19 protein-coding genes are annotated in these 19,292 nt (G+C 74.3%); 13 read left to right on the top strand and 6 right to left on the bottom strand.

What is annotated here, in order from left to right; all coding sequences use genetic code 11:
- The first annotated feature begins 4 nt into the window (after positions 1-4).
- The 3 genes from tsaB to tsaD are packed head-to-tail and all read left to right on the top strand — an operon-like array spanning position 5 to position 2,114.
- A complete protein-coding gene (tsaB, locus tag Q1A09_RS05020) occupies positions 5-634 on the top strand; it encodes a tRNA (adenosine(37)-N6)-threonylcarbamoyltransferase complex dimerization subunit type 1 TsaB (protein ID WP_299952384.1) in 630 nt (209 codons plus the stop codon).
- A complete protein-coding gene (gene rimI, locus Q1A09_RS05015; protein WP_299952383.1) occupies positions 631-1,083 on the top strand; it encodes a ribosomal protein S18-alanine N-acetyltransferase in 453 nt (150 codons plus the stop codon). Before tsaB ends, rimI begins: the two co-directional genes overlap by 4 nt.
- Positions 1,080-2,114: a tRNA (adenosine(37)-N6)-threonylcarbamoyltransferase complex transferase subunit TsaD gene (gene tsaD, locus Q1A09_RS05010; RefSeq protein WP_299952382.1), complete on the top strand. Its 1,035-nt coding sequence runs from the start codon at positions 1,080-1,082 to the stop codon at positions 2,112-2,114. The genes rimI and tsaD overlap by 4 nt, the downstream gene beginning before the upstream one ends.
- Before the next feature lie 69 nt (positions 2,115-2,183).
- Here tsaD and Q1A09_RS05005 read toward each other — a convergent pair whose 3' ends face one another.
- Entirely contained in the window at positions 2,184-3,422 is a 1,239-nt protein-coding gene (locus Q1A09_RS05005) for a THUMP-like domain-containing protein (RefSeq protein WP_299952381.1), read from the bottom strand.
- Between the two features lie 187 nt (positions 3,423-3,609).
- On the opposite strand from Q1A09_RS05005, the gene groES reads away from it, so the two are divergent.
- The 3 genes from groES (at position 3,610) to Q1A09_RS04990 (ending at position 7,446) form a co-directional block, all read left to right on the top strand.
- Positions 3,610-3,918 carry a co-chaperone GroES gene (groES, locus tag Q1A09_RS05000; protein WP_014742799.1) on the top strand — a complete coding sequence of 103 codons (309 nt, stop codon included), beginning with the start codon at positions 3,610-3,612 and terminating at the stop codon, positions 3,916-3,918.
- 115 nt (positions 3,919-4,033) lie between these two features.
- Entirely contained in the window at positions 4,034-5,674 is a 1,641-nt protein-coding gene (gene groL, locus Q1A09_RS04995; protein ID WP_299952380.1) for a chaperonin GroEL, read from the top strand.
- Positions 5,675-5,874: 200 nt separating this feature from the next.
- The gene (locus tag Q1A09_RS04990) at positions 5,875-7,446 is read left to right on the top strand and encodes a diguanylate cyclase (RefSeq protein ID WP_299952379.1); all 1,572 of its coding nucleotides are present in this window, start codon (positions 5,875-5,877) and stop codon (positions 7,444-7,446) included.
- An 86-nt stretch (positions 7,447-7,532) separates the two neighbouring features.
- Here Q1A09_RS04990 and Q1A09_RS04985 read toward each other — a convergent pair whose 3' ends face one another.
- Positions 7,533-7,832 carry a WhiB family transcriptional regulator gene (locus tag Q1A09_RS04985; RefSeq protein WP_299952378.1) on the bottom strand — a complete coding sequence of 100 codons (300 nt, stop codon included), beginning with the start codon at positions 7,830-7,832 and terminating at the stop codon, positions 7,533-7,535.
- A gap of 388 nt (positions 7,833-8,220) precedes the next feature.
- Between Q1A09_RS04985 and Q1A09_RS04980 the strand changes: the two genes are divergently transcribed.
- Entirely contained in the window at positions 8,221-8,979 is a 759-nt protein-coding gene (locus Q1A09_RS04980) for a response regulator transcription factor (RefSeq protein ID WP_299952377.1), read from the top strand.
- Positions 8,980-9,146: 167 nt separating this feature from the next.
- Here the strand turns inward: Q1A09_RS04980 and Q1A09_RS04975 are convergent, their stop codons facing one another.
- On the bottom strand, positions 9,147-9,575 hold the full coding sequence (locus tag Q1A09_RS04975; protein ID WP_299952376.1) for a DUF5319 family protein: 429 nt from the start codon (positions 9,573-9,575) through the stop codon (positions 9,147-9,149).
- A gap of 202 nt (positions 9,576-9,777) precedes the next feature.
- On the opposite strand from Q1A09_RS04975, the gene guaB reads away from it, so the two are divergent.
- The 4 genes from guaB to Q1A09_RS04955 all read left to right on the top strand — a co-directional run bounded on the left by guaB (position 9,778) and on the right by Q1A09_RS04955 (position 15,235).
- Positions 9,778-11,298 (top strand): IMP dehydrogenase, encoded by a 1,521-nt coding sequence (guaB, locus tag Q1A09_RS04970; protein WP_299952375.1) that lies wholly within the window; start codon positions 9,778-9,780, stop codon positions 11,296-11,298.
- A gap of 3 nt (positions 11,299-11,301) precedes the next feature.
- Complete coding sequence (locus Q1A09_RS04965) at positions 11,302-12,474, top strand: GuaB3 family IMP dehydrogenase-related protein (protein WP_299952374.1); 1,173 nt, start codon at positions 11,302-11,304, stop codon at positions 12,472-12,474.
- Positions 12,475-12,503: 29 nt separating this feature from the next.
- Positions 12,504-14,066, top strand: a complete 1,563-nt coding sequence (guaA, locus tag Q1A09_RS04960; protein ID WP_366139757.1) for a glutamine-hydrolyzing GMP synthase — start codon at positions 12,504-12,506, stop codon at positions 14,064-14,066.
- Between the two features lie 143 nt (positions 14,067-14,209).
- Complete coding sequence (locus Q1A09_RS04955; protein WP_299952372.1) at positions 14,210-15,235, top strand: sodium:calcium antiporter; 1,026 nt, start codon at positions 14,210-14,212, stop codon at positions 15,233-15,235.
- A gap of 93 nt (positions 15,236-15,328) precedes the next feature.
- On the opposite strand, the gene Q1A09_RS04950 is transcribed toward Q1A09_RS04955, so the two are convergent.
- Both Q1A09_RS04950 and Q1A09_RS04945 read right to left on the bottom strand, forming a co-directional pair.
- On the bottom strand, positions 15,329-15,595 hold the full coding sequence (locus Q1A09_RS04950) for a hypothetical protein (protein WP_299952371.1): 267 nt from the start codon (positions 15,593-15,595) through the stop codon (positions 15,329-15,331).
- Positions 15,588-16,520 carry a PspC domain-containing protein gene (locus Q1A09_RS04945; RefSeq protein ID WP_299952370.1) on the bottom strand — a complete coding sequence of 311 codons (933 nt, stop codon included), beginning with the start codon at positions 16,518-16,520 and terminating at the stop codon, positions 15,588-15,590. The genes Q1A09_RS04950 and Q1A09_RS04945 overlap by 8 nt, the downstream gene beginning before the upstream one ends.
- A 132-nt stretch (positions 16,521-16,652) precedes the next feature.
- On the opposite strand from Q1A09_RS04945, the gene Q1A09_RS04940 reads away from it, so the two are divergent.
- Together Q1A09_RS04940 and Q1A09_RS04935 are read left to right on the top strand one after the other, a co-directional pair.
- Positions 16,653-17,867: an ATP-binding protein gene (locus Q1A09_RS04940; protein ID WP_299952369.1), complete on the top strand. Its 1,215-nt coding sequence runs from the start codon at positions 16,653-16,655 to the stop codon at positions 17,865-17,867.
- Positions 17,864-18,529, top strand: coding sequence for a response regulator transcription factor (locus Q1A09_RS04935; protein ID WP_299952368.1), 666 nt, complete (start codon positions 17,864-17,866; stop codon positions 18,527-18,529). Before Q1A09_RS04940 ends, Q1A09_RS04935 begins: the two co-directional genes overlap by 4 nt.
- Positions 18,530-18,554: 25 nt before the next feature.
- Here Q1A09_RS04935 and Q1A09_RS04930 read toward each other — a convergent pair whose 3' ends face one another.
- Positions 18,555-19,289, bottom strand: a complete 735-nt coding sequence (locus Q1A09_RS04930) for a PIG-L deacetylase family protein (protein WP_299952599.1) — start codon at positions 19,287-19,289, stop codon at positions 18,555-18,557.
- Positions 19,290-19,292 lie beyond the last annotated feature (3 nt).

Raw genomic sequence — 19,292 nt, 5'->3', positions numbered from 1 at the left:
TCCCGTGCTCGTCCTCGCGCTCGACACCGCCACCCCGACCCTCGTCGTGGGTCTCGCACGCTGGTCGGCCGACGGCGGCGCCGAGCTGCTCGCCGAGCGGGCCGTCGCCTCGGGCAACCGGCACGCCGAGCTGCTGACCCCCGCGGTGCGCGAGGTGCTCGCCGAGAGCGGGCTGGCGCTGCGCGAGCTGGACGCCCTCGTCGTGGGCCTGGGGCCCGGACCGTTCACCGGCCTGCGCGTCGGGGTGGTCACCGCGGCGGCGCTGGGTGACGCGCGGGGGCTGCCGGTGCACGGGGTGTGCTCGCTGGACGCGGTCGGTGACGGTGCCCGCTCGGTGGTGACCGACGCCCGGCGCAAGGAGGTCCACTGGGCCACCTACGACGCGGCCGGGACGCGGCTGTCCGGCCCCGGTGTGGACCGACCGGAGGATGCCCCGGTCACCGACCCGGTCGTCGGGGACGTCCGGTTCGCCGAGCGGCTGGGCCGTGCGGTCGGTGAGGCGGAGGTGACCACGGCGGGGCTGGTGCGCGCCGCCGCGCCCTCGTTCGGGCGCCCGCCGGCACCGCTGGAGCCGCTGTACCTCCGCCGCCCGGACGCCGTCCCCTCGGTGACCCGCAAGACGGTGTCCCAGTGAGCGTGCGGCTCCGGGACATGACCGTCGCCGACCTGCCCCGGGTGATGGAGCTGGAGGAGGAGCTCTTCGCCCCGGACACCTGGACCGAGTGGATGTACCGCGACGAGCTCGCCCGCCCCGACACCCGGCACTACCTGGTCGCGGTGGCCGACGACGAGGCGGTCGTCGGGTACGCCGGGCTGATCTCCTACGCCGACGAGGCGCACATCGCGACCATCGGCGTCACCGGCGCCCACCAGCACGAGGGGATCGGCGCCCTGCTGCTGGACACCCTGCTGGCCGAGGCCGACCGGCGGCCGACGCCGGTGCTGCTGGAGGTGCGGGCCGATGACGCGGCCACCCAGGCCTTCTACCGGCGTCGCGGTTTCGCCGAGATCGGCCGCCGGCCGCACTACTACCCGCTGAGCGGGGCCGACGCGGTCGTCATGCAACGGGAGGTGCGGTCATGAGCCAGCCGCTGGTGCTGGGGTTCGAGACCTCGTGCGACGAGACGGGCATCGGGCTGGTGCGCGGGCAGACGCTGCTGTCCGACGCGCTGGCCACGTCCATGGCCGAGCACGAGCGGTTCGGCGGCGTGGTGCCCGAGATCGCCAGCCGGGCGCACCTGGAGGCGATGGTGCCCACCGTGCACCGGGCGCTGGCCGACGCCGGGGTGTCCATCGACGACGTCGACGCGGTCGCGGTGACCGCCGGCCCGGGCCTCACCGGCGCACTGCTGGTCGGGGTGGCCGCGGCCAAGGCCTACGCGCTCGCCCTCGACGTCCCGCTCTACGGGGTGAACCACCTGGCGGCGCACGTGGCCGTCGACGAGCTGGAACACGGCCGGCTGGCCGAGCCCTCGATCGCGATGCTGGTCTCCGGTGGGCACAGCTCGCTGCTGCTGGTGCCCGACCTCGCCCAGGACGTGCAGGAGCTGGGCCGCACCATCGACGACGCCGCGGGGGAGGCCTTCGACAAGGTCGCCCGGGTGCTCGGCCTGCCCTTCCCCGGCGGCCCGCCGATCGACCGGGCCGCCGCCGAGGGCGACCCGCGGGCGATCGCCTTCCCGCGCGGGCTCACCGGGCAGCGGGACGCGCCCTACGACTTCTCCTTCTCCGGCCTGAAGACCGCGGTCGCCCGCTGGGTGGAGGCCCGGGAGCGCGCCGGCGAACCGGTGCCGGTGGCCGACGTCTCGGCCTCGTTCCAGGAGGCGGTGGTCGACGTGCTCACCGCCAAGGCGGTGCGCGCCTGCCGCGACCACGGGGTCGACCACCTGGTGATCGGCGGCGGGGTCGCAGCCAACTCCCGGCTGCGGGCGCTGGCCCAGGAGCGCTGCGACGCCGCCGGCACCGTGCTCCGGGTGCCCAGCCGCCGGCTGTGCACCGACAACGGCGCGATGGTCGCCGCGCTCGGCTCCCGCCTCGTCGAGGCCGGCGTTCCCGCCTCCCGGATCGACCTCGGCGCCGACAGCTCACTCCCCATCGAGGTCGTCAGCCGCTGAGGCCCCTTCCCGGCCATGTCGGCGAACATGGCCGGGAGGTCCTCCGGCCATGTTGGCGAACATGGCCGCTCAGGGGTGGTCGCAGACGATCGCGGTGGGGGCGCCGGCGACGCGGGTGACGACGACGACCGCGCTGCCCCCGCCCGGGCCGCGCAGCTGGCGGACCAGCGTCTCGGGCTCGATCGCCGACCCGCGCTTCTTCACCGTCACCCGGCCCACCCCGCGGGCGCGCAGCAGCGCCTTCAGCTTCTTGAGGTTGAACGGCAGCACCTCGGCGACCCGGTAGGAGGAGACCCAGGGGGAGTCGGCGGCGGCATCGGAGGTCAGGTAGGCGATCGTCGGGTCGACCAGGGTCGCGTCGAGCTCGTCGGCGGCCAGGGCGACCAGGCCGGAGCGGATGACCGCCGGGTCGGGCTCGTGCAGCCAGCCGCGCACCGGGCCGGCGTCGGCGGTGCCGGGGTCGGTGTCGGCGGTGAGCTCGTGCAGCGCGCCGGCCCGGTCGACCACGGTCGCCCGGCGCCACGTGCGGGACGGCCCGCGGCCCCACAGCAGCGCCTCGACGATCGAGCCGCCGACCGACACCCACTCCGCCTCGACCCCGGCGGGCACCCGGTCGTGGTCCAGCCCGGGGGCGACCTTCACCGCGCAGGTCGGGACGGCGTCCAGCAGTGCCTGCACCGTCGACCAGGGCGGGGACCACCGGTCGGGGTCCAGCTGCCGTCGTCCGCCGGCCCGCCGCGCCGGGTCCAGGACGGCGGCGGCGCACCCGGCCACCCGGCCGTCGGCGGCCGCGGCCACCAGCTGGACGGCGTCCCCGGGCACGACCTCCACCCGGTCGGCCAGCCCGAGTGCCGCGGTGTTGAGCGCGGTCAGCTCGCGGGCCACCGGGTCGAGGTCGACCGCGACCACCCGGGCCCCGGCGCGGGCCAGCGCGATGGTGTCGGTGCCGGCGGCGCACCCCAGGTCGACGACCGAGTCGGTACCGGCGGCCAGCAGCCGGGCGGCCCGGCGGTCGGCCAGGCGCGGCCGGCCGGCCTGCTCCAGGGCGTCGGCGGTGAACAGCAGCCGGTCGGCGTCGGCCCCGAAGACCGCCCGCGCCCGGTCCCGCTGGCGGGCGAAGCCCCAGGCCGGGCCGGCCAGTTGCACGCCCACCTCGGCGCGGAGTCGGGACAGCGCGGTGACCGCGTCGGTGCGCCCGGCCAGCAGGGCGCCGGCACGGTCCAGTGCGTCCGCACCGGCGGGGGTCGCCATGTCCCGGAGCTGCGCGACCGTCTCGGCGGCCTGGTCCGAGGGGTCGGTGGTGGACACCGCGACAGCCTCGCCCATCGGCCCGTCACCCGGGCAGGCGACCCGGTTGAGCGGCTGGCACTCACATGGGTAGAGTGCCAATCGACACGGGCTGGGCCTGACCCCCGCGACGGCAGGTACAGCCCCCGTGCCACAGCATCTGCACCACCTCCGAACACCCGTCCGACACCGAAGGGGGCGTCACGACGTGACGACCGCTACCAAGGTCAACATCAAGCCGCTCGAGGACCGTGTCGTGGTCCAGGCCAACGAGGCCGAGACCACCACGGCCTCCGGTCTGGTCATCCCGGACACCGCCAAGGAGAAGCCCCAGGAGGGCACCGTCATCGCTGTCGGCCCCGGCCGCGTCGACGACAACGGCAACCGGGTCCCGCTCGACGTGAACGTCGGCGACGTGGTCATCTACTCGAAGTACGGCGGCACCGAGGTGCGCTACGGCGGCGAGGACTACCTCGTCCTCTCCGCGCGCGACCTGCTCGCCGTCGTGGAGAAGTGACCTCAGCTCTCCGCTAGACCAGCACGACACCGCCCCGGCGACCCGAACCACCGGGTCCCGGGGCGGTCGTCGTCTGCCCCCGTTCTTCCTCCGCACCACCTGAGAGAGGTCTGGCATGGCCAAGATCATCCTGTTCGACGAGGACGCCCGCCGCGCCCTCGAGCGTGGCGTCGACAAGCTCGCCGACGCCGTCAAGGTCACCCTCGGCCCCCGCGGCCGCAACGTGGTCATCAACAAGAACTTCGGCTCCCCGACGATCACCAACGACGGCGTGACCATCGCCCGGGAGATCGAGCTCGAGGACCCGTACGAGAACCTCGGCGCCCAGCTGGCGAAGAACGTCGCCACCAAGACCAACGACGTCGCCGGTGACGGCACCACCACCGCCACCGTGCTGGCCCAGGCGCTGGTGCACGAGGGCCTGCGCAACGTCGCCGCCGGGGCCAACCCGATGGCGCTGGGCGCCGGCATGCGCGCGGCGGTCGACGCGGTCGCCACCGCGCTGGATGCCGTGGCCATCCCGGTCGACGACCGGAAGGCCATCGCCGGGGTCGCCACCATCTCCGCCCAGGACGCCGAGGTCGGCGAGCTGATCGGCGAGGCGATGGAGCGGGTCGGCAAGGACGGCGTCATCACCGTCGAAGAGGCCAACGGCATGTCCACCGAGCTGGACGTCACCGAGGGCGTGCAGTTCGACAAGGGCTACCTGTCGCCGTACTTCGTCACCGACCAGGAGTCGATGGAGGCCGTCCTCGAGGACGCCCTCGTGCTGCTCGTGCAGGGCAAGATCAGCGCCCTGGCCGACCTGCTGCCGCTGCTGGAGAAGGTGCTGTCCACCGGCAGCCGCCCGCTGCTGATCGTGGCCGAGGACGTCGAGGGTGAGGCGCTGTCGACCCTGGTCGTCAACTCCATCCGCAAGACGGTCAAGGTCGTCGCGGTGAAGTCGCCGTACTTCGGTGACCGCCGCAAGGCGTTCATGGCCGACCTCGCCGTCGTCACCGGCGGTCAGGTGGTCAGCGAGGACGTCGGCCTGACCCTGGACAACGTCGGCCTCGAGGTGCTCGGCACCGCCCGGCGGGTCACCGTCACCAAGGACGACACCACCGTCGTCGACGGCGGCGGCACCACGGGCGGCATCGAGGAGCGGGTCGCCCAGATCCGCAACGAGATCGAGGCGAGCGACTCCGACTGGGACCGGGAGAAGCTGCAGGAGCGGCTGGCCAAGCTGGCCGGCGGCATCGCCGTCATCCGGGTCGGCGCGGCGACCGAGGTGGAGATGAAGGAGCGCAAGTTCCGCATCGAGGACGCCATCAACGCCACCCGTGCCGCCGTGGAGGAGGGTGTCGTCCCCGGCGGTGGCTCGGCGCTGGTGCACGCGGCCACCGCGATCGACGAGCTGGACCTGTCCGGTGACGAGCTCATCGGCGCCCGGTCGGTGCGCAAGGCGATCGACTCCCCGCTGGCGCTGATCGCCTCCAACGCCGGCTTCGAGGGCCCGGTCGTCGTCGGCCGGGTCCGGGAGCTCGGCGTCGGGCAGGGCTTCAACGCCGCCACCGGCGAGTTCGGCGACCTGGCCGCCCAGGGCGTCATCGACCCGGTCAAGGTCACCAAGGCGGCCCTGACCCACGCCGCGTCGATCGCCACGATGATCCTCACCACCGACTCGGCGATCGTGGACAAGCCGGCCGAGGAGGAGTACGCCGACGGCGCGCACCACACCCACGGCCACTCGCACGGCCACGGTCACAGCCACTGACGGAGGGCCTCGCCGCCCTCGGGCAGCGAGGCGCTGAGCAGTCGCGGGTCCGCCCCCGTCACCTCCCGGTGACGGGGGCGGACCCGTTCGTGGGGCCACCCGTACGGGGCAGGTCGCTCGGCGCCGGCTCAAGATCATCTGCGCGTTGTCGATGCGGGGGTGTGCGCGACGTGGAGGTGGAGAGAGCTGCCCGGCCGGAGGTGTCTCCGGAGCCGGGCGGCCGCGCGGAGCTCGCCGCCGTGCTCGACCAGCTCGAGACGCTGTCCCGGTTCGACCGCCCGGACACCGCCACGCAGGCCGAGCAGGCGGCCGAGGCCGCCCGTGGGCTCGGCGACGCGACGCTGGAGCTGCGCGCCCGGCTGGTCCAGGCCGACCTGGCGCGCCGTCGTGGCGATGTCGCCGGCGCCGGCCGGACCGCCCAGGAGGTGCAGCGCTGGGCCACCGAGCACGGTGCCCGCCACCTGCTGTCCCGCAGCCACTTCCTGCTGGCCGCCGTCCTGCAGGAGCTCGGCGACCTGTCGCTCGCGCTGGAGCACGCGGTCCTGGCCGTCGACCTGCTGGACGCCGACGGGCCCCCGGCGCAGCGCATCGACCACCTGGCCCGGCTGGCCGACTGCCTCGGCCTGCAGGGTGACCAGGGGGCGCGGGAGCGGTACACCGAGGTGCTGCTGCTGGCCCAGGAGCTGGGCGACGTCGACCGCCAGCTGCTGGTGCTGAACAACCACGCCTACGTCGAGACGGTCACCGGCCGGTACGACGCCGCGTTGGAGCTCAGCACCCGCCTGCAGACCCTCGCCGCAGCCCACGCGGTCCCGCTGCACGTCGGCCGGCTGGACACCATCGCCCGCGCCCTCATCGGGCTGGGCCGGCTGGCCGAGGCAGAGGCCGCGCTGGCACCGGGGACGGCCCGGGAGGCGCTGGACGCCTCGCCGGACGGCGACGCCGGTGCCGACTTCCTGCTCACACTGGCCGAGGTCCAGCGCCGGCGCGGCAGCGTGGCGGCGGCCCAGCAGACCCTCGACGAGTGCGTGCGGCGGTGCGACCGGCACGGGCTGACCTCGATCCGGGTGCGCGCCCGGCGGGAGCAGGCCGAGCTGCATGCCGCTGCGGGGGACTACCGGGCGGCCTTCGCCGAGCACAAGACGTACTGCCAGGAGGCCCTGGACCTGCAGTCGGCCCAGCGGGACGCCCGGGCGCGGGCCCTGCAGGCGATGCACGAGACGACGGAGGCGCGACGGCAGAGCCGGCGGTACCGGGAGCTCTCGCTGCGGGACCCGCTCACCGGCCTCTACAACCGGCGCCACGTGGACGACGAGTTCCCCCGGCTGCTGGACCGTGCGGCCGCGGAGGGAGTCGGCGTCGCGGTGGCCCTGCTGGACCTGGACCACTTCAAGCAGGTCAACGACCGCTGGTCCCACGACGTGGGCGACCAGGTGCTGCGTGCGGTCGCGGCGCTGCTGGAGGCGACGGCGTCGGCCGCCGGGGTCGCCCACCCGGGCACGTTCGCCGCTCGGATGGGCGGGGAGGAGTTCCTGCTGGTCCTCGTCGGCGGGGACCTGGCCGCCGCCGTCCGGCGGCTGGAGGACCTGCGCCGGGCAGTGTCGGGCCACCCGTGGACGGAGCTGGCCGACGGCCTGGAGGTGACGACCAGCATCGGGGTGGCCGGCACGCTGGGGCCGTCGACGCCGGCGGCGCTGCTCGGCCGGGCCGACGAGCACCTGTACGGCGCGAAGACCCGCGGCCGGGACCGGGTGGTCAGCGACCTGGGGTGAACACGTGCGAGAGGGCCGGCCCGACGACGTCGGGCCGGCCCTCTCGCACGTGCTGGTCGGCGGGTGAGGTCCTCCCGGCCGGACGATCAGACCCCGGCTGCGATGGCCGCGGGCTCGGCGGCGATGAGCCGTGCCCGCTCCTCCTCGCTCATGCCGCCCCAGACCCCGTAGGGCTCACGCACCGACAGTGCGTGCTCCAGGCAGGACTGGACGACCGGGCAGGTGCCGCAGACGGCCTTGGCGGCGGCCTGGCGCCGCGCCCGGGCCGGGCCGCGCTCGCCGTCAGGGTGGAAGAAGAGCGACGTGCTCTCGCCCCGGCAGGAACCGTGCAACTGCCAGTCCCAGACCTCGGCGACAGGGGTGGGCAGTCGGCGGATGTCAGCCATTGGACCTCCTCGGCTCGGGTGCACCGGGGGGTCTGCCCGGTCACTTCCGGGCCGATGCCCGCTGCCGAGCAGCCGCAAACACTCGCGCTCGCGCTCGTTCTGCGAGATCGGCCGAGGTGTGCTTCGCCGGGTCCTGGCCCGCCGACGCGGCACAGCGGGCGTCCTGCGTCACTCACCCGCGGGAGTGACGGTGCCTGTCGCCGCACCACCGTGCGGATCAAGGTGGTGACAGGGAGTGCCGACCACCGGGGTGGGGGACACCCGCCACCCATCCGGGGACACCGGGGGTGCGGCACCCCAGGAGCGGGGGCTCACCTCGCTCCGGCACCCGCCCGGGCCGTGCCCGGGCGGCAGGTCGCCGGCCCCGCCGGCGCAGACGGGAGCAGCGGTGATCGAGGACAGGATGCGCGGCAACGGCACCAGTGGGGCCGTGGTCTGGGTGTTCGACGAGCGGCGCCGGGTCCGCGACGACGTCGCCGGGCGACTGCTCGCCCTGCCCTTCGTCGGTCGGGTCGAGGCGGTCGGGGACCCCGCGTCGCTGATGGCCCGGCTGGAGAACCGGCTCCCCGACGTCCTGCTCGTGGGCACCCAGCGGGCCACCGACAGCGGGCTGTCGGTGGCCACCCAGGTCCTCCGGTCGCACCCCTCGCTCCCGGTGCTGATGCTCGGTGCCCCGGACGACGCCGAGACGGTCCGGGCCGCGGTGGCCTTCGGCGCCCGCGGTTACCTGCGCTGGGACGCCAGCCCGATCGAGCTCGGCCTGGGGCTCTCCCGCACCGGGATGCGCCCGGACGGGAGCCGCCCGGCGCCGCAGCTGGCCCCCGCGCCGCGCAGTCCGCAGCACGCCGTCGCCCTCGCCGGTGCCCCCGCGGGCTCGCCGTGGGGCGGCGCCAGCCCGCTCGCCGGGCTGGCCCCCACCACGGTCCGCTCGACGGTGCCCGAGACGCCGCACGTCGCGCTGTCCGCGCGGGAGATGCAGGTGCTCACCGGGATGAGCCAGGGCAAGAGCAACGCCCAGATCGGCCGCGAGCTCTACCTGTCCGAGGACACCATCAAGACCCACGCCCGGCGGCTGTTCCGCAAGCTCGGCGCCAAGGACCGCGCCGAGGCGGTCGCCACCGGCTTCCGCCGCGGCATGATGCACTGAGAAAGGACCCCGTCGCCCCCCACCCTTCGCGAGCTCGGGGCGGGCCCCTGCGACGGGGCCGCAGAGCGACCAGCAGCGCGGTGACCGCAACCGGTCGCCGCGCTGCCGTCGTCCCGGCCCCTCACAGGACCCGGGCTGAGCCTGCGAGGTGCGGGGGCGAGGCGTCCCTACTCCTCGCGGGCGTGCCGGCCGGCGCCGTGGCGGCCGGTGGGCTCCTCGCGCTCGGCCAGCGCGGCCACCCCGTCGGCGTAGCCGCTGGCGTAGTCCCAGCTGACGTAGTCGTCGGGGTCGGGGTCGAACGGCGGCTCGTGCCGGCCGGTCTGCCCCTCGTCGAGCAGCTGGCGCAGGTTGGCCTGCATCAGCGCCCAGTCGACGTGGTGCTCCTCCTGGCAGTCCGGGCAGTCCACGACGATGCCCTTGACGCCGGTGGGCTCCAGCAGGGTGCGGAACACCTCCAGCTCGGCCAGGTCGTCGAGCACCCCGGCCCGTTCCTCCATGGTCAGCGGCGGCTGTCCGGAGTGGTCGCCCGAGCCGAGATCGCCCCCGAAGTCCGGGTCGCGGTCCGGCTGCGCGCCGAACTCGTCCCACGCGTCCACGTGTCCTCCTCGCCGGTGTGCACCGGCCTGCTGCGGCGTGCTGGCTGTGGCGTTGCTGGTCAGCCAGCAGGTGGCCGGGCTGCCCCGGCCGCCGGACAACCGTAACGGGGCGGAGGGCCCGCATGGGGGCCGCCTAACATGAAGTGGGTTCCCGTGCGCCTTGGAGGCGCTCCCACCGAAGAAGTCGAGAGGGTGGCGGCACATGCAGCCCGACGAGCGCACACCTGAACTGCCGGCCAAGTTCGCCCCGCTGGGGCTGACCTACGACGACGTCCTGCTGGTCCCCGGCCCCTCGGACATCGTGCCGACCGACGTGGACACCAGCACCCGGCTCACCCGCGGCATCCGGCTGGCCATCCCGCTGGTCTCCTCCGCGATGGACACCGTCACCGAGTCGCGGATGGCGATCGCCATGGCACGCGCCGGCGGCATCGGCGTCCTGCACCGCAACCTCGCCGCCGAGGACCAGGCCGGCCAGGTCGACCTGGTCAAGCGGTCGGAGGCCGGCATGGTCACCAACCCGGTCACCTGCTCCCCGGACAACACCCTGGCCGAGGTCGACGCGCTGTCGGGCCGGTACCGGATCTCCGGTGCCCCCGTGGTCGACGCCGGCGGCGTGCTCGTGGGCATGGTCACCAACCGGGACATGCGCTTCGAGACCGACCAGAACCGTCTGGTCCGCGACGTGATGACACCGCTGCCGCTGGTCACCGCGCCGGTGGGCGTGGACCCGGAGCGGGCGCTGGCGCTGCTCAAGCAGCACAAGATCGAGAAGCTGCCGCTGGTGGACGACGCCGGCCGGCTCCGCGGGCTGATCACCGTCAAGGACTTCGTCAAGCGCGACCAGTACCCCCACGCCACCAAGGACGTCGACGGCCGGCTCTCGGTCGGTGCCGCGCTCGGCGTCGGCGAGGACGCCTACAAGCGCGCCGGGCTGCTCGTGGACGCCGGGGTCGACGTGCTCGTCGTCGACACCGCCCACGGCCACCAGCGCGCGGTGCTGGAGATGGTCGCCCGGGTGAAGAAGGACTTCGCGAACGTGGGCCACGGGGTGCAGGTCGTCGGCGGCAACATCGCCACCCGGGCCGGCGCCCAGGCGCTCATCGACGCCGGGGTGGACGCGGTGAAGGTCGGCGTGGGCCCGGGCTCGATCTGCACCACCCGCGTGGTGGCCGGGGTCGGCGTCCCCCAGGTCACCGCCATCTACGAGGCCAGCCTCGCCGCCCGACCGGCCGGCGTCCCGGTGATCGCCGACGGTGGTCTGCAGTACTCCGGGGACATCGCCAAGGCCCTGGTGGCCGGCGCCGACACGGTGATGATCGGCGGCCTGTTCGCCGGCGTCGAGGAGGCGCCGGGCGAGCTGGTCTTCATGAACGGCAAGCAGTACAAGACCTACCGCGGCATGGGCTCCCTCGGCGCGATGCAGAAGCGCGGCAACCAGTCCTTCAGCCGCGACCGCTACTTCGCCGACGACGTCCTCTCCGACGACAAGCTCGTGCCCGAGGGCATCGAGGGGCAGGTGCCCTACCGGGGCCCGCTGTCCGGGGTCGCCCACCAGCTGGTCGGTGGCCTGCGCGCCGGGATGGGCTACGCCGGTGCCGCCACCGTCGCCGACCTGCAGGACCGTGGCCAGCTGACCCGGATCACCTCCGCCGGGCTGACCGAGAGCCACCCGCACGACATCCAGATGACCGTCGAAGCACCGAACTACCGAGGCCGCTGACCCATGCCCGTACGCGACAACGTCGAGATCGGCCTGAACCGCTTCGCCCGCCGGGGCTACGACCTGGACGAGGTGTCGATCGTCCCCTCGCGGCGCACCCGCGACCACGACGACGTCTCCACCGCCTGGCAGATCGACGCCTTCCGGTTCGACATCCCGCTGGTGACCAGCCCCAGCGACGCGGTGGTCAGCCCGGCCACCGCGGTCGCGGTCGGCCAGGCCGGCGGCCTGGGCGTGCTGAACGCCGAGGGCCTGTGGACCCGGTACGACGACCCGACCGACGTGCTGCGCCGGCTGCGTGAGGCCGCCGGCCCCGACGCCGGGCCGCCGACCGCGCTGCTGCAGGAGGTCTACGCCGAGCCGGTGAAGCCCGACCTGATCAGCGCCCGGGTCAAGGAGATGCGCGACGCCGGGGTCACCTCGGCGGTCCGGGTCTCCCCGCAGCACACCGTCGGGCTCGCCCCCACGGTGCTGTCGGCGGGTGCGGACCTGCTGGTCATCCAGGGGACGATCGTCTCCGCCGAGCACGTCACCACCGCCGGGGAGGCGCTGAACCTCAAGGAGTTCATCGCCGACCTCGACGTCCCGGTGATCGTCGGTGGGGCGGCGGACTACCAGACCGCGCTGCACCTGATGCGCACCGGCGCGGCCGGCGTCATCGTCGGCGTCGGTGCCGACAGCTGGTCGACCGCGGACGCCGTGATGGGCATCCGGGTGCCGCTGGCCAGCGCCATCGCCGACGCCGCCGCGGCCCGCCGTGACTACCTGGACGAGACCGGTGGTCGCTACGTGCACGTCATCGCCAACGGCCGGATCGAGACCAGCGGCGCCATCGCCCGGGCCCTGGCCTGCGGCGCGGACGCCGTCCAGCTGGGTGAGCCGCTGCGGGTGGCCGAGGAGGCCCCGGGCGGCGGTGTCTGGTGGGACTCCGTGGCCGCGCACCCGCGGCTGCCCCGCGGTGGGACGTCGGCCCCGGCCGCCCCCCGCGGCACGCTGGACCAGGTGCTGTTCGGCCCGGCCGAGGCCTCGGACGGTCGGACCAACCTCTTCGGTGCGCTGCGCCGCACGATGGCCAAGACCGGCTACCGGGACCTCAAGGAGTTCCAGCGGGTCGACCTGGTCCTCGGCGGTGGCGGCGGCGCGAGCACGGCCGGCCCCGGCCACCTGGTGGGCTGAGCACCTCGATGAGCAGCGGTCTGTCGAACATGGACTTCCCGACCGTGCTGGTCGTCGACTTCGGCGCCCAGTACGCACAGCTGATCGCCCGACGGATCCGGGAGGCCGGCGTCTACTCCGAGCTCGTCGGCTCCGACGTCCCGGTCGAGGAGCTGCTGGCCCGCAAGCCGGCGGCGATCGTGCTGTCCGGCGGACCCTCCAGCGTGTACGCCGAGGGGGCGCCGCAGGTCGACCCGGCGGTGTTCGAGGCCGGGGTGCCGGCCTTCGGCATCTGCTACGGCTTCCAGGCGATGGCGGCCAGCCTCGGCGGCACCGTCGCCCGCACCGGCGACCGGGAGTACGGCGGCACCCCGCTGACCGTCACCACCCCCGGTCGGCTGTTCGGCACCACGCCGAACGAGCAGTCGGTGTGGATGAGCCACGGGGACGCGGTCAGCGCGGCCCCGCCCGGGTTCACCGTCACCGCCACCTCGACCGGCGCCCCGGTCGCGGCGTTCGAGGACGTCGACCGGCGGCTGGCCGGGGTGCAGTTCCACCCCGAGGTGAAGAACACCCCGCACGGGCAGACGGTGCTCGAGCACTTCCTGTTCGACATCGCCGGCCTCGAGCCCAGCTGGACGATGGCCAACGTCGTCGACGAGCAGGTCGCCTCGATCCGGGAGCAGATCGGGGACCGGCGGGCGATCTGCGGGCTGTCCGGCGGGGTCGACTCCGCGGTGGCGGCGGCGCTGGTCCAGCGGGCCATCGGTGACAAGCTCACCTGCGTCTACGTCGACCACGGGCTGATGCGCGAGGGCGAGACCGAGCAGATCGAGCGGGACTTCGTCGCGGTCACCGGCGCCGACCTGCGGGTGGTCGACGCCAGCGAGCAGTTCCTGGGCGCGCTGGCCGGGGTCAGCGACCCGGAGACGAAGCGGAAGATCATCGGACGGGAGTTCATCCGCGTCTTCGAGCAGGCCGCCCTCGACGTGATCGCCGACGCGAAGGAGCACGGGGAGACCGTCGACTTCCTGGTGCAGGGCACGCTCTACCCCGACGTCGTGGAGTCCGGTGGCGGCACCGGGACGGCGAACATCAAGAGCCACCACAACGTCGGCGGCCTGCCCGAGGACCTCACCTTCACCCTGGTCGAGCCGCTGCGCACGCTGTTCAAGGACGAGGTGCGCGAGGTCGGCCGGCAGCTCGGCCTGCCCGACACCCTGGTGCAGCGCCAGCCGTTCCCCGGCCCGGGCCTGGGCATCCGGATCATCGGTGAGGTCACCCGGGAGCGGCTGGACGTGCTGCGCCAGGCCGACGCGATCGCCCGCGAGGAGCTGACCGCGGCGAAGCTGGACACCGAGATCTGGCAGTGCCCCGTGGTGCTGCTCGCCGACGTCCGCTCGGTGGGCGTGCAGGGCGACGGGCGCACCTACGGTCATCCCGTGGTGCTGCGGCCGGTGTCCAGCGAGGACGCGATGACCGCCGACTGGACCCGGCTGCCCTACGACGTGCTGGCCCGGATCTCCACCCGGATCACCAACGAGGTGGCCGAGGTGAACCGGGTCGTGCTCGACGTGACGAGCAAGCCGCCGGGCACCATCGAGTGGGAGTGAGTTGAAGGACCCCATCGCCCCCCGCACCTCGCACGCTCGGCGCGGGCCCCTGCGACGGGGCCGTTCCAGCACGACGGGCGGGTGACCGCCGGCTGTGGTTGGTTGGTCGGCGGTCCTGACCGTCGTCCCCAGGAGGTCCGCGAGTGACCAGCGGAACGTGGCCACTCGTCCCGAGCGCGATCGCCCTGGTCGCGATGGCCGTGGTCATCGTGTTCGTCGGCATCCGGCTGACCAGGGCGGCCGACGAGCTCGCCGACCGGACCGGGCTCGGTGACGCCATCGGCGGCGCACTGCTGCTGGGTGCAGTCACCTCGCTGCCCGGCAACGTCACCGTCCTCACCGGCGCCCTCGAGGGCGACGCCGGCTTCGCGCTGGCGAACCCGGTCGGGGGCATCGCGCTGCAGACGGTCTGGCTGGCCGTCGCCGACCTGGTGTACCGCCGGGCCAACCTCGAGCACGCGGCGGCGTCGCTGGAGAACGTCATGCAGTCGGTGATCCTCATGGCCATGCTGTCGCTGCCGGTGATCGCCTACGCGACGCCGCAGCTGACGCTGGGCTGGATCCACCCGGTCACCCTGCTCATCCCGCTGCTCTACGCCTACGGTCTGCGGTTGCTGCGCCGGATGCACGACCACCCGATGTGGGTGCCCACCCACACCTCGGCGACGGAGGGCGACCACCCGGACGAGGAGAACGGCTCCGACCGGTCCACCCGCCGGCTGTGGGCCACCCTGGCGGTGCTGGGACTGGTCGTCGGGGTCGCCGGCTGGGTCGTGGGGCAGGCCGGTCTCGGTGTCGCCGCCGGCACCGGCATGGAGGGCGGCGTCATCGGGTTCACGCTCACCACGGCGGTGAGCTCGCTGCCCGAGCTGGTCGTGCTGGTCACCGCGGTGCGGATGGGGCAGCTCACCCTCGGGGTCGGCAACATCGTCGGGGGCAACGTCTTCGACATGCTGATGATCGCCGTCGCCGACCTGGGCTACCTGGACGGCTCCCTGTACCGGGCCGCCGGCTCGACCAGCCTCGTGCTGCTCGGCGGCACCATGCTGCTGATCGCGGTGCTCACCGCCGGGCTGGTGATGCGCGACCGCAAGGGGATCGGCTTCGAGGGGCTGCTCATCCCGGTCATCTACGCCGCGACCGTCGGCCTGGCGGTGATCAGCCGATGACGAGGGCCCGGGGAGCGGTCGCTCCCCGGGCCCTCGTCAGTGCCTCGGCTCGGTGCCGGGTGACCCCGCCCGCCACCGGTCCTCGGCGGTGGCTCAGTGCCGGCGGCGGGCCTTGCGGAGCTCGTTGACCAGCAGCGCCAGACCGGCACCGATCAGCAGAACCCACGAGAACCCGTGGCTGAACCAGTCCAGCGGCAGGGTCACCCCGGTCATCAGCAGGACGGCCAGCCCGATGAACAGGATGCCGGCGACGAGTGACAGCGAGTCGACGTCGCGGCGCGCCGCCGGGTCGTCACCGGCGGGCAGCCCGTCGGGGAACACCTCGGTCTGCTGCCGGCCGTAGGGATCGTGCTCAGCCACGGGACACCTCCACGTCGCCCAGTCCGGAGGAGATCGTGAGCACGATCTCCGGGTCGTCGTCGCCGCTCCAGGCGGCGGAGCCGCTGCCGGGGAAGAAGCCCTCGGCGACGACGTCGCCGAACAGCCGGACCTCCCCGATGCCGTTGTCCACGCTCACCCGGACGTCGGCGGCGTAGGGCACCAGCACGTCGATGTCGCCCAGGCCCGCGTCGATCTCGGTGGTGATCGTCCGGGTGGAGTCGGCCAGGTCCACTCCGGTGAGGTCGAGGGTGAAGTCACCGGCACCGTGCTCGTAGACCGACTGCACGCCGGCGGCCGTGGTCGGCCGGTACGTCCGGTCGCCCACCTCCCCGTTGGGCAGCTGCACCGTGGAGACCATCAGCAGCGCCGCGGACAGCAGCAGGCCGAGGGTGATCAGCCCGCCCTTGGCGCCGCGGCCGACACCGGTGAGCGCACCGACCACCAGCCCGACGCCGACGACCAGCAGCGCGCTGCCCAGGAAACCGCGGGGGCCCAGGTCCAGGTCGGTGAACTGGGTGACCAGGACGCCGAGCCCGAGCACGATCAGCAGGGCGGCGACCGTGATCCCGGGCACCGGCGACCGCGGGCCGGACGGCCTCCGGGTGGCTGGGTTTCCCGGCTGCGCGGCGGGGGCGGACGGCATGAGCAGCCACAGCAGCAGGTAGATGATGATGCCGCTGCCGCCGGCGAGGGTGAGGGCGATCGCCCCGACCCGCCAGAGCAGGGCGTCGATGCCGGTGTACTCGGCGAGGCCGCCGGCCACGCCGCCGATCACCTTGTCGGATCGGCTGCGCCGCAGCTGTGGGCGGGATGCCGGCCCCGGGGTGGGCGGCGGTGGCGGCCAGGAGCCCGGGGGCTGCTCGGCCGTGGTCGGTGGGGCCGACGGAGGCAGTGCTGAGGTCATGCCACGAGCCTGCCGACCCGGCGGCGCCGGCGGTATCAGGGAACCCCCTGGCCCGACCCTGATCTCCACCGTCCTCCCTGTCCCGGGTGATCACCGGTGTGCCTGCGCGCCGGACGGTGACACGATCGATCCGTGACCACCAGCACCGCGCGGGCCGCCGGGCCCGCCACCGGCAGGAGCGCGCGGCCTCCGCTGGCGCGGCCGGCCGACGACCGGTTGCTGGCCGGGGTCGCCGCCGGGACGGCCGCGCACCTGCGCCTGGACCCGCTCGTGGTCCGGGTCGTGGTGATCGGCCTCGCCTTCACCGGGGTGGGCGTCGTCGCCTACGCGCTGCTGTGGCTGACCATGCCGGTCGCCGACCCGGACGGCGACCGGACCTCCACCGCCGTCATCGGGGAGCGCCCCAGCCGCCGCCAGCTGATCCTGCTGTCGCTGCTGTCCTTCGCCGTGTTCGGGCTGGTCTCCCAGCTGCTCACCTTCGGTGGCTACGACGTCGTCCTGCCCCTGGTGCTGGCCGGCATCGGGCTGGCGCTGATCTGGCGGCAGACCGAGACCGACGCCGCGCTGTCCCGCCGCACCGGTCGATGGGGGCTGGCCGCCGGGGTCGTGGTCGGCGTGCTCGGGGTGGTGCTGCTGCTGGCCACCACCGGGCAGCTGGCCAACGCGCGCAACGGGTTCACCGCCACCGTCGTCATCCTCGTCGGCCTCGTGCTGGCGACCGCACCGCTGTGGCGCCGGCTGCTCGACCAGCGTGCGGCGGAGCGGGCGGCCCGCATCCGGTCGGAGGAGCGGGCCGCGGTGGCCGCGCACCTGCACGACTCGGTGCTGCAGACCCTCGCGCTCATCCAGCGGCACGCCGAGGACCCCACCGTGGTCGGCCGGCTGGCGCGCAGCCAGGAGCGCGAGCTACGGGCCTGGCTCTACGAGCCGACGGTGGCCACCGGCGGCACCTGGGCCGGGCTGGTCGCCCGCCTGGTCGCCGAGGTCGAGGCCGACCACGCCGTGACCGTCGACCCCGTCGTCGTCGGCGACGTGCCGGTGGACGATGCGGTGGCGACCCTGGGCCAGGCGACCAAGGAGGCGGTGGTCAACGCCGCGAAGCACTCCGGCGCGGCGAACGTCTCGCTGTACAGCGAGGTCACCCCGACGTCGGTGACGGTGTTCGTGCGCGACCGCGGCACCGGGTTCGACCCGGCGACCGTGCCGGGGGACCGGCGCGGGCTGCGGGACTCGGTGGTCGGCCGGCTCACCCGGCTGCAGGGCACGGCGACGGTGCGTTCGGCACCAGGAGAGGGGACCGAGGTGGAGCTGTGCCTCCCGCGCGAGCAGATGGAGGCCACGGCGTGAGCGGCACCCGGGTCTTCCTCGTCGACGACCACGCGATGGTGCGCGCCGGCGTGCGCGCCGAGCTCGGGGCCGAGGTCGAGGTCGTCGGGGAGGCCGCCGACGTCGCCAGCGCGGTCGCCGGCATCCGGGCGAGCACTCCTGACGTGGTGCTGCTGGACGTCCACCTGCCCGGCGGCGGAGGGCACGCCGTCCTGGAGACGCTGCGCGCCGAGCTGCCGGCGACCCGGTGGCTGGCGCTGTCGGTCTCCGACGCCGCCGAGGACGTCATTGCCGTCATCCGGGCCGGCGCCCGCGGCTACGTCACCAAGACCATCTCCGGCGCCGAGCTGCGGAACGCCGTCCGCCGGGTCGCCGAGGACGACGTCGTCTTCAGCCCGCGGCTGGCCGGGTTCGTGCTGGACGCCTTCGCCGCCGCCGGGCCGGCCGCGCCCGTCCCCGCGGCGGAGGACCCGGCGACCGACCCGGGGCTGGACCTGCTCTCGGCCCGGGAACGGGAGGTGATGCAGCTGCTGGCCCGCGGCTACACCTACCGGGAGATCGGCCAGCGGCTGTTCATCTCGGTCAAGACCGTGGAGTCCCACGCCAGCAACGTGCTGCGCAAGCTCCAGCTGTCCAACCGCAACGAGCTCACCCGCTGGGCGGCCACCAACCGGTTGCTGTAGCCCGCCGATCGCGCCGGGCCCCAGCTCAGGCCGTGTGGACGACCTGGAACGCCTCGGCCAGCCGGCCCTCGGGCAACCCGTGGGAGCGGGCGTTCTGCCGCATCCAGCCGGTCAGGAACTCCTCCAGCTGCCCCTCGGGCAGGTGGGAGACCTGGCTGGCGTGCGAGCCCAGCGCCGCGAGCTTGCGGTCCAGGACGTCGGTCACGTCGACGGCGTGGTCGGAGTGCGGGCCCCCGCCCAGCCAGACCTCGGACACCGTCCACTCCTGCAGGCCCTCGTCGGCCAGCAGCTCGGGGAAGGCGAAGGGGTTGCGGGCGTCGGGGTAGACGGCGCGCAGGGTCGACTCGCCGACGGTCATGTGGTCGGGGTGGCTGGCGCCGATCCGCTCGTAGAAGCGCTCGGGGGAGCTGGTCAGCACCCGCTGCGGGCGCACCTGGCGGATGACCCGGCTGATGTCCCGGCGCAGGTCCAGGCTCAGCTCCAGCCGGCCGTCGGGGTACCCGAGGAACCGGACGTCGGTCACGCCGACCGCCGCGGCCGCGGCCCGCTGCTCGTCCCGGCGCAACGGCCCCATCTCGTCGCGCGGCGTCTCGTCGAAGCCGCCGGCGTCCCCGTCGGTCACCATGCAGTAGGTGACCTCGGTGCCCGCCGCCGTCCAGGTGGCCACCGTGCCGGCGCTGCCGAAGTCGACGTCGTCGGGGTGGGCGAGCACGCAGAGGGCGCGCTCGACGTGCTCGGCAGGGGCGGTGGGCAGCGGCATCAC

The organism is uncultured Modestobacter sp. (assembly GCF_947486615.1).
In the GTDB taxonomy this organism is placed as follows: Bacteria; Actinomycetota; Actinomycetes; order Mycobacteriales; family Geodermatophilaceae; genus Modestobacter.
Note: the sequence above shows the minus strand (reverse complement) of the source record. Positions and strands in the feature narration are given on the sequence as shown.

Bases quoted from the DNA above. Each gene is read 5' to 3' on its own strand.
- Q1A09_RS04965 (WP_299952374.1), top strand. From the start codon at position 11,302: ATGCCCGTACGCGACAACGTCGAGATCGGCCTGAACCGCTTCGCCCGC.
- Q1A09_RS04930 (WP_299952599.1), bottom strand. From the start codon at position 19,289: ATGCCGCTGCCCACCGCCCCTGCCGAGCACGTCGAGCGCGCCCTCTGC.
- Q1A09_RS04985 (WP_299952378.1), bottom strand. From the start codon at position 7,832: ATGGCTGACATCCGCCGACTGCCCACCCCTGTCGCCGAGGTCTGGGAC.
- guaB (WP_299952375.1), top strand. From the start codon at position 9,778: ATGCAGCCCGACGAGCGCACACCTGAACTGCCGGCCAAGTTCGCCCCG.
- guaA (WP_366139757.1), top strand. From the start codon at position 12,504: ATGGACTTCCCGACCGTGCTGGTCGTCGACTTCGGCGCCCAGTACGCA.
- Q1A09_RS04945 (WP_299952370.1), bottom strand. From the start codon at position 16,520: ATGACCTCAGCACTGCCTCCGTCGGCCCCACCGACCACGGCCGAGCAG.
- groL (WP_299952380.1), top strand. From the start codon at position 4,034: ATGGCCAAGATCATCCTGTTCGACGAGGACGCCCGCCGCGCCCTCGAG.
- tsaD (WP_299952382.1), top strand. From the start codon at position 1,080: ATGAGCCAGCCGCTGGTGCTGGGGTTCGAGACCTCGTGCGACGAGACG.